Below are 8619 nucleotides of genomic sequence, written 5' to 3'. Positions count from 1 at the left end.
ATGCTGACTTCAGTATGTCCGGCCATGAACGACCATCAGGTAAAGCGTCCCGCCGAACACGGCAACGTTGGCGATGAGCCCCCACCATCTGGACCAGATCATGAAGGCGAAGATGAAGAGCAGTAAACCCGCTCCAGTCATCAGCATCACCATGCCAGTCATGTGTGGCGGAAAGTAGCCGCCTACGCAGGCGACCAAGTACAACAGCGCGTTGCAGATCAGTACCAGGACGTTCGCAGCAAGAACGAATCCTCCGCGTTGAAACGCGCCGGAGATGACGAGCTGAAACAGGTTGCCGGCTGCGTTGAGGCTCCTGTACTCGCTGTACTCCTTGTCGTTCATCACCCGCTCGTTGCCGTCCTTGTCTTTGACGATGTGAAGCATGCTGATCCTCCTTGGATTTGGTTGCTTACGACGCTCCTTGAAGAGCGCCGCAGCACCCTCCCGCAAGTAGCAAGTTTGATCCACATCGCGGTACATGGTCCGTGGCTTTTCGCGCACATTGAGGAAAACATCTCGGATGTGCCTAACCTCAACAGCCGCCGCCAGGACCCAGCGCTAGTCGCCCTCGGCGAAGCGCTACGCCGAATCCGGCAGGCACAGTCCGTCTCGCAAGAACGCCTTGCGTTGCTCGCCGAGGTGGACCGTAGCTACGTCGGCCGCGTGGAGCGCGGCGACAACAATGTTGCGCTGCTGACGTTGGTTCGTCTTGCCGGCGCGTTGAACATCACCGTTGCTGTGCTGATGGAGCAGGCGGGGCTATAGCAACGCCTACACGGTGCTCATCACCGCACCTCAGGCGTCCGGAGTGCTAACGTTCTGACACACTTGCCAGGTGATCGGCCAACCGGGTCAGGAGACAACGTGAACGACGACAAGACTGCTTCAGCGGGCGAATCCAGCACTTCAGAAGTCGCTGCCAAAAAAGCCCGGCCAACTCAGCGGCCAGCAGCAAAGAAAGCTGCAGCTAAAGCTAAGAAAAAACCGGCCGCGAAGCACACCCCTGCAACGAAATCATCATCCAAAAACAAGTCATCGCCCGCTTCCGTCGTAAGAGCGAAGCGAAGCTTTCCGCTTTCGGGGCTTGAAGACTGCGTAAAAATCGTCACTGCCATCAAGGATTTCAATGCTGGAAATCCTTGGGCGCCAAGCGAGATTGCCAAGGTGCTTGGCGTTGGCATGAGCAGTAACTACTTCTACTTGACCGCAGCGTGCCGCGACTACGGGCTAACGATCGGTACAAGAGACACCTCGAAGATCGAGTTAACAGAGCTGGGAAGAAATTTAGCTTACCCGAAGTCCCCTGCCATGCACGCGGAAGCGTTGAATTCCGCATTCAGGAATGTTCAACTCTTTCAAAAGGTATACGACTACTACCAAGGCGGCGTTCTTCCAGAGATTCAATATCTGAAGAACACTCTGAAAACAGAATTCGGGGTCGATGAACAGTTTCAGGATGACTTCTATCAACTGTTTCAGCGAAATGTTGCTTATCTGAAAACTGTCACGGGTTCGAACCCGGTCGTAGGGAAAGCCGTGTCGGGCGGAAGCCCGCTTGCCTCAACAGGGGGAGACTCGATCATTCTTGGCGAGTCGACCAACGCGGGGAAGCTGGTCGCTTTCGTTGCAATGCCATTTTCTGAGAAGACCGGCAAATATGAGCAAGGCTACTTCGATGAAGTTCTGAAGCATCTCATCACTCCGGCGGCAGTGAAAGCGGATTTCAATGCACGCACTGCCAAAAAGGCTGGCAGTGAAGTCATTCAATCCACCATAGTGAATGACCTCGATAGTGCAGATCTGGTGATCGTGGATCTTACCGAGCACAATCCGAATGTTCTATTCGAGCTTGGCATGCGCATCGCATTCAATAAGCCGGTTTGCTTGATCCGGGCTAAGGGAACGCCAGCGATTTTCGACATCGATCATATGCTGCGAGTTTTTGACTACAACCCGAACATTTGGCCTTCAACCCTGGCCACCGATGTTCCGGCCTTAACCGAGCATATTTTGGCCACGTGGCGCGACAAAGAGAAGCGCTCGTATTTGACGATACTCCGCGACAACAAGTCAGACTAGTCGACGCGAAGATGGTCATTTCAGTCGTGCATTTAACGCATTGATCACGTCGCGTGCTTTGGACGTCACCTGCCGTGTTTCGAGGTGGGCATAGCGCATCGTCGTCTTGATGTCCGTATGCCCGAGCACTTCGCGGACCTCGTACACGCTCAGACCGTTTTGAATCAGCCGTGACGCATGCGTGTGCCGCAGCGTGTGGATGCGGCAGTCCTGCAGCCCAGCCTTGCGTAGCGCTTTGCGGATCGACTGGCTCGCATAGCCCCGCGGGCCGCCCTTGCGATTCACGAACACATACGGGCCGGCGCGACGCGCTGCTCGACGGGCCAAGATGACATGCGACCGATCCGTCATGAACAGTACAGCTTCGTTCTGTACCTTCGGCCGCCACAGTGCAATGGTGCGAGCCTCTAGGTCGATCCGCGACCACTGGATGTTGGCGATCTCGCTGTATCGCGCGCCAGTGTCAAGCAGCAGGACGACAAGGTCAAAGGCATCCTGCATGCTGGCTTTCGTTGCAGGATCGCGTTCGGCGTAGGGACGAAGGCCCGTGCCTTCGCGTCTCGGGTCGAGCGCAGCCAATAGCCGGCGCTCTTCTTCGTCTGTCAGGTAGCGCAGTGGAGTCTTGCCAACCTTGAACGTCGGAAACTCAAGCTCGCTGACTTGGAAGCCCAGCTTCCGGGCGAACTTCCAAGCTCCACGGATCAGGTTCAGGTTGTGCTTGATCGTTTGCGCGCCGATGCCCGCGGCCATGCGATCACGCTTGAAGCGCTCAAGCTCGTGCGAGGTCAGCTCGTCGAGCGACTTGTTGACCGGGATGTACCGCCCGATCACCTTGGCGCTGCTGACGAGCCCGCGATAGTTCGGCGTACCAACCTTCGATTCGCAGAACTGTTCCAGCGCCTGCTTCAACGTGACGCGCTCTCGGTGGCCGAGGAATTGCTCGGAATGAAGCTTCGCCTTCCACTCCGTCTCCATCTGCTCGGCCGCCTTCTTACTCGTCGTCCGCGAGGACCGGATGTAGGTGCGTCCATTGAACTGAAATTGGATATACCAGTTGGCGCTGTTGCCGCGTTTGATGATCGTCATAAGGGTAGCCCGTGCCTGTGTCCGCCGACCATCCCGGACACATGCGGCACAGACAACGGGCCGACCATCGAGACTTCAGCGAAGCGCCTTCCATTCGCATCGCGTGCTGTCGTCGGCCGCAGGGAAGACACCGCGCTCAACACCCCTTATCAACACATTGGCTCGCTTGACGACGTTGTGAACAGAGATCGTCAGCAGACGCCGCCGTCGGGCTTCTCGTTGGGTGCCGGCCTTGTAGGGCGTCAGCTGCTTCGAGTTGACAGCGAACTCCTGGCCAATCTCCCACAGCGGACGCTCCCCGCTGTTCGCCTTCATGGCCCTGTAAACGTCTATCGCCTTCCTGATCGATTCAACGTCCGGCTTTCGAGCCATACGGACAGTCGCGTAGTCGTCGTACTCCGGCCTTCCCCTTCGACCCTTATGGCGAGCGTTGAGAAGCCGCCGCACTTCGGCGACCAATGCTTCCTTCGGCTCTAGCAGGTTGAGGAACAGCATCATTCCGGCCTCGGGCCGCACCTCGCTGAAGTCCTTGAACTGTTTAGCGTCTCTGACTTCCGTGACGGTGAAGTGCGGCGGCGCAGAGAACAGCGGCCGCAGCTCGTCCCACCAAGCTTCAAACGAATCTTCCGCTACCGGGCCGAAGACGCGCTTCACCCTGGATGTCCACCTGCGACGGTTCGAAATCCCAAGCAGGTCGTACCAACAGCGATACACATCAAGGTTTTCCATCACGAAAGATGCTAACTCGGAAAACATAGATTTTCGGCACTGCAAGTTAGCACCATTTTCTCCTCAAGGATTGCGAATCGGCTGCGAGACCGCGCGCCGATGAAGGCACGTCCGCCTTCCATGTACATCGCATAGGAGCAACAAATGGAATTTCTCAACAACGTCGCCAGCTATGGCATCCCGCAAGGCAAGCCGAAGAAGCGGATCAACGAGGCCGAGCAGCTGTCGCGGATGCGAGAGAACTTCGCCACGCGCGTGAGCCGCCAGATCAGCCTGATCACCAGCGGCAGTCACGAGCGCAAGGGTAGTTGGTACGTCAGGGAGTCCGACTCGCTCGGACAGGCGTACTACGTCGTGTCGCTGCGCAACGGCGCCAAGCTACTGCCGCTGTCCGGCGCCCACACGCACCTCAAGGCACCGTCGTCCGAGCAGGCGGTTGCGTTCTACCAGCAGGCGATGGCCGCCTGCGAACGTGGCGAGCTTGACGCGATCCTGATCCAGACCAGCCGCAAGCCGAAGAAGAAGGACGAGCCCACCCCGGCACTGGCGTCAGCCGAGACACCGTAGTCCCACGTCGCCGCCACGGATCGGTCCGACGACGCTTGATCGCGGGCCGACTCGGCGGGAGGCCGGCTGGATTCCAGCCGCTCCATCGGTGGCGGTACCGCCAAGCCGCGTCGCGCGTGTCGTCAGGACTCCAGCGCGACCGTGTCCCTTCACACTTCTTGAAAGCCTTTCATGCTTGTTTCCACCACTACCGTGCTGGTCAATAAGGCGACGGCGGCGCAGTTGGCTGCCGCCAACGGACTGTTTCAGAACGTCGACATCACCGCCGAGCAGTTGGCGCAGCACGTCCAGCGCGGTCACGCGTTTTGCGCTCAGCACAAGAACCACTGGCGCAAAAGCGCCAACTTCACCGGCGCGGGCTTCCTGGCGGCCGACATCGACCATGGGTTGCCCCTCGACGCTGCCATTGCTGACCCGTTCGTCCAGCAGTACGCGAGCTTCATCTACACGACACCCAGCCACACGGACAGCATGCCTCGGTTCCGCATCGTGTGCGAGCTGGAGCGGCCGATCACGGATGCCGCAATCATGACCGCTGGCCTGACGGGACTGATTGTTCGCTTCGGCGCGGATGACTCGTGCAAGGACGCCTGCCGTCTGTTCTACGGCTCCTCCAAATCGCGTCTGATCATGTTCGGCAACACGTTGCCCGAGACGCAGTTGCAGCAACTGGTGCTGCGCGCAGGCGAGCGCAGCGTGATGAGCGATTCGACCGGCGAGGAATCGATTCGCCGGCGCAGCGCCACCCGCTCCAAGCTCGATCTGCCACCCGACACGCCAGTCCGGCTCGCCTCGGGCGAATGGCTCTCGCTGCGGACGATCCCCAACCAAACGCAAGTTCACTGTCCGATGCATGTTGACCACCGGCCAAGCGCGCTGGCGCTGCGCAACCGTTGGGGCAATCCGGGCATCTATTGCAGCACCTGCCATGCAACGTTCTTCATGGAGGACGGTTTTCGGTCGCGGCGTGACGAGTACGAATTCGACTACCACTGGGGTCACGTCCTGCGCGTCACCTACGAGGAGTACGAGACGCACGCCGACGATGGCAGCTATGTCAACCTGTCCGAACTGCGGGGCGGGCGGATCCGGCAGCTGAACGCGGACAAGCTGAGCTTCGACGAGGTGGCGCCGTCCCACCAACGGCCGCTGAACGACAGCGACTTCAAGCAGCATGCCGGCGAGACGCCGTCTCTGGTCGCGGACTGCCGTGTGACGCTGGTCAAGAGTCCCAAGGGCTCGGGGAAGACTGAATGGCTCGGGCACCTCGTCCGCTCGCACCGCACGGCCGGCGCGACCGTAATCCTGATCGGGCATCGGCGCGCGCTGATCAATGCCACGGCGCGGCGTATCGGCCTCACGTCCTATCTCGGCACTTCAATGGACGGCGACGACGACGCTGGCGCACAGCAGATTCGTGTCGCGCCGGACGGCCAGTACGCCATCTGCGTCGACAGCCTGCCGCTGATCGACACGCAGACGGTTCGCTACGACATCGTCCTCATTGATGAGGTCGAGCAGGTTCTCGGACACCTGTTGTCGTCCACGCTGCGGGAGAACCGGCGCAACGCGTTGCACACGATGAAGTACTTCGTGAACCAGGCCAAGGCGATCTACCTGCTCGATGCCGACCTTGGCAAGGTGACGATCGACCTGATTTCGGAGATGTTCGACGACCCGGCGCAGAGCTACCAGGCGATCATCAACGACTGGAAGCCGCAAGGCCGGACGGTGTATGTCTACGAGGACTCCAGGCCGGACCATCTGATAGGCGAGTTGGTCGCGAGCCTGGAGCGGGGCGAGCGGTGCTTCGTTTGCTCCAACTCCAAGCGGATGATCGATGAACTCCACGCGGAAATCCCGAAACGCGTCTCGCGTACCTTGAAGGCAGTCGCAATCACGAGCGACAACTCGCAGACGCCGCAGATGCAGGCGTTGATCGGCGACATCAAGCACCGTGCACTGGAATTCGATGTCATCTTCGCGTCGCCTTCCATCGGTACGGGGATCGACATCACGTTCCCCGGTGACGCGCAGCACATCGCTCGCGTGTACGGGTTCTTCCAAGACCGGGTCAATACACACTTCGAGATCGACCAGCAGCTGTGCCGGGTGCGCCATCCAGAGGAGGTTCACGTCTGGGTGTCGCCCAAGGAGTACCACTTCGAGACCGACGCGGCGGTGATCAAGGCGGAGTTGGTCGCGTCCCAGGCGGAGCACCGTGCGTTCATCGGCATCGCACCCGACGGCACGCGGTTGTATGCGAGCGATCCGTTGTATGAAGAGGTGTTCGCGACGATCACGGCAGCGCAACGTGCATCCAAGAACCGCCTGCGACACCACTTCATCAAGCTGCGTGAAGCCAATGGCTGGTCCGTCCAGCGAGTTGCCCGTGACGACACTGCCAGGGAGGTTGGACGAACGGTGTCCAAGGCCGCGACGGAAGAACGCATCCGTGCCGAACGGGCGAAGCTGCTCGCCGCGCGCGGTCTGAGCCACGACGCCTACGAGAGGCTGCGCGAGAAGGAGAAGCGGGATCGGATTTCGGAAGATGACGCGGCGGCGTTGCGCCGGTATGAGCTGGAGTCGTTCTACCTCCAGGACTTGACGCCCGAACTGCTCGCGCTTGACGACGACGGCAAGCTGCAAGCGGCGATCCGCTTGTTCGAAAACCTGACCATCAGCAATCAGGAGCTGAAGCGCCGCGACGAGCGCAACCGCCTGGACTTCCTGCCGGACGAGCTGCAGCAGTTGCCGAAGAAGCAAATGCTCGTCAAGCTGCTGGAGGCCAGTGGCCTGATGGTGGGCGGCGTGCTGCGTCGCGACGCGCAGGTCGATGTTTCGACGCTGCGGAACTTCATCGGTGTCGTGACCGCGGAGAAAGCGCAGGTCGAGCGACTGTTCGGCATCGATGTCCGCAACAACGTCATGTTCGACCCGGTGAAGCAGCTCAAGGCGTTCCTCAAGCTGATCGGACTCTCGCTGCCGGCGATCAAGCGCGACCAAAGCGGCAAGAAGTCAGTGAAGATTTACGGATTCGACCAGGAACGGTTGAACCTGCTGCAAGCGCTGGCCGACCGCAGGGCCGATCCCGCGAGACGCGACGCCTGGGATTCACTGCGCCTGATCGCCGACCGGGACTTCGTCCCGGCGTCACCAGAGGTCGATCCGCTCGACGCGACGACCTCTGGTGATGGTTCCGATAACGCGTCGGAGGCGGCATGAGCCACAGAGCACGTCAGCCCTGTGGCCCCGCTGAGCAGTCACTTCTGCTTGGATGCGCGACGACGGCAGTTGTACCAGTAGGTCAACGCACCCTTCGGCGTCAACGTCGCGCCTTCGACGAAGGCGGCCACGATCACCTCCTTCGGTTCTGCACTGATCGCCTGGAAAATTTCTCGGGCGGCATCCGCCTTGGACTTTCCTTCAGCAATCAGCGCCCTGCCTTTGGCGATGGCTTCTTGGACGGCAGGTGTACTGAGGTCAATCGGCGTGACGGCCTGGTTTTCGGAAGCACCCTGCGACGTGGTGGATTCGGCGGCGGGCGAGGTGGCATCAGTCTTGGCGTTCTTCTTGGTCACGATAGGTTCTCCAAAGTTGTTGAGCAAGTCGTGCGCTGTCGGCGGGTGTCAGGTGTTCAAGTCCGGGGATGTCTTCGAGCAGGCCGAGCAGCAAGTCGCAGAACTTTTCGTTCGTTGCGCTGCTGCCAAGCCGTTCAGTCAACACATCCACGAGCACTCGGCACTCATCAGGCGACAAGGTGTTCATCGCTTCCCGGCTTTGTTTGCACGAGGGGACCTTCCTTGAACTCTGTGGATCGGACAACAGCGTTACGCAAACCGTCCTGGCCGATGCCGACGCCCGCAACGGCTCAAGACCAGCCGGGATTCGTCGTTGACCTCTTCCTAAATAGGTGGGTCAAGTTCAATATCAGGAGTAAATGATGAGTAGCAAATTCGCAATTGGAGATGTCGTGGCGCTGAAGTCCAGCGGCGTGACGATGACGGTGCATGGTCACGGAGACGTGGAGCCAGCGGTTGTGCACTGCCGCTGGTTCGACCAGTACGACATGCTTCGCGAGGCCAACTTCCTTGAGGCTGCGCTCAGAAGGCATGAACAGAGCATGAGCGCCGACGCTTCATAAGGACCGGGGCGGTA

10 protein-coding genes are annotated in these 8619 nt (G+C 59.8%); 5 read left to right on the top strand and 5 right to left on the bottom strand.

Features of this window, described 5'->3' with window-relative positions:
* Positions 1–9: 9 nt before the first annotated feature.
* Positions 10–384: a hypothetical protein gene (locus tag AC07VX_RS26735; RefSeq protein ID WP_493167834.1), complete on the bottom strand. Its 375-nt coding sequence runs from the start codon at positions 382–384 to the stop codon at positions 10–12.
* 75 nt (positions 385–459) lie between these two features.
* On the opposite strand from AC07VX_RS26735, the gene AC07VX_RS26730 reads away from it, so the two are divergent.
* Together AC07VX_RS26730 and AC07VX_RS26725 are read left to right on the top strand one after the other, a co-directional pair.
* A complete protein-coding gene (locus tag AC07VX_RS26730) occupies positions 460–765 on the top strand; it encodes a helix-turn-helix domain-containing protein (RefSeq protein WP_493183980.1) in 306 nt (101 codons plus the stop codon).
* A 99-nt stretch (positions 766–864) separates the two neighbouring features.
* A complete protein-coding gene (locus AC07VX_RS26725; protein ID WP_493167832.1) occupies positions 865–2079 on the top strand; it encodes a hypothetical protein in 1215 nt (404 codons plus the stop codon).
* 15 nt (positions 2080–2094) lie between these two features.
* Here AC07VX_RS26725 and AC07VX_RS26720 read toward each other — a convergent pair whose 3' ends face one another.
* Complete coding sequence (locus tag AC07VX_RS26720) at positions 2095–3165, bottom strand: tyrosine-type recombinase/integrase (RefSeq protein ID WP_493167831.1); 1071 nt, start codon at positions 3163–3165, stop codon at positions 2095–2097.
* Between the two features lie 75 nt (positions 3166–3240).
* Entirely contained in the window at positions 3241–3819 is a 579-nt protein-coding gene (locus AC07VX_RS26715) for a hypothetical protein (protein ID WP_493183982.1), read from the bottom strand.
* Between the two features lie 219 nt (positions 3820–4038).
* Here AC07VX_RS26715 and AC07VX_RS26710 point away from each other — a divergent pair, with 219 nt between their 5' ends.
* Entirely contained in the window at positions 4039–4461 is a 423-nt protein-coding gene (locus AC07VX_RS26710; RefSeq protein WP_493167829.1) for a hypothetical protein, read from the top strand.
* Positions 4462–4632: 171 nt separating this feature from the next.
* A complete protein-coding gene (locus AC07VX_RS26705; RefSeq protein WP_493167828.1) occupies positions 4633–7686 on the top strand; it encodes a plasmid replication protein, CyRepA1 family in 3054 nt (1017 codons plus the stop codon).
* 38 nt (positions 7687–7724) lie between these two features.
* Here AC07VX_RS26705 and AC07VX_RS26700 read toward each other — a convergent pair whose 3' ends face one another.
* Both AC07VX_RS26700 and AC07VX_RS26695 read right to left on the bottom strand, forming a co-directional pair.
* A complete protein-coding gene (locus AC07VX_RS26700; RefSeq protein ID WP_493167827.1) occupies positions 7725–8042 on the bottom strand; it encodes a hypothetical protein in 318 nt (105 codons plus the stop codon).
* Positions 8017–8229 carry a hypothetical protein gene (locus tag AC07VX_RS26695; RefSeq protein WP_493167826.1) on the bottom strand — a complete coding sequence of 71 codons (213 nt, stop codon included), beginning with the start codon at positions 8227–8229 and terminating at the stop codon, positions 8017–8019. The genes AC07VX_RS26700 and AC07VX_RS26695 overlap by 26 nt, the downstream gene beginning before the upstream one ends.
* Positions 8230–8404: 175 nt before the next feature.
* Between AC07VX_RS26695 and AC07VX_RS26690 the strand changes: the two genes are divergently transcribed.
* Positions 8405–8605: a YodC family protein gene (locus AC07VX_RS26690; RefSeq protein WP_493167825.1), complete on the top strand. Its 201-nt coding sequence runs from the start codon at positions 8405–8407 to the stop codon at positions 8603–8605.
* Positions 8606–8619: the final 14 nt, after the last annotated feature.

Source organism: Roseateles sp. GW821-FHT03B02, from assembly GCF_059421025.1.
This window is presented reverse-complemented; position numbering and strand designations above follow the sequence as displayed.

Bases quoted from the DNA above. Each gene is read 5' to 3' on its own strand.
- AC07VX_RS26710 (WP_493167829.1), top strand. From the start codon at position 4,039: ATGGAATTTCTCAACAACGTCGCCAGCTATGGCATCCCGCAAGGCAAG.
- AC07VX_RS26695 (WP_493167826.1), bottom strand. From the start codon at position 8,229: ATGAACACCTTGTCGCCTGATGAGTGCCGAGTGCTCGTGGATGTGTTG.
- AC07VX_RS26720 (WP_493167831.1), bottom strand. From the start codon at position 3,165: ATGACGATCATCAAACGCGGCAACAGCGCCAACTGGTATATCCAATTT.
- AC07VX_RS26690 (WP_493167825.1), top strand. From the start codon at position 8,405: ATGAGTAGCAAATTCGCAATTGGAGATGTCGTGGCGCTGAAGTCCAGC.
- AC07VX_RS26705 (WP_493167828.1), top strand. From the start codon at position 4,633: ATGCTTGTTTCCACCACTACCGTGCTGGTCAATAAGGCGACGGCGGCG.
- AC07VX_RS26735 (WP_493167834.1), bottom strand. From the start codon at position 384: ATGCTTCACATCGTCAAAGACAAGGACGGCAACGAGCGGGTGATGAAC.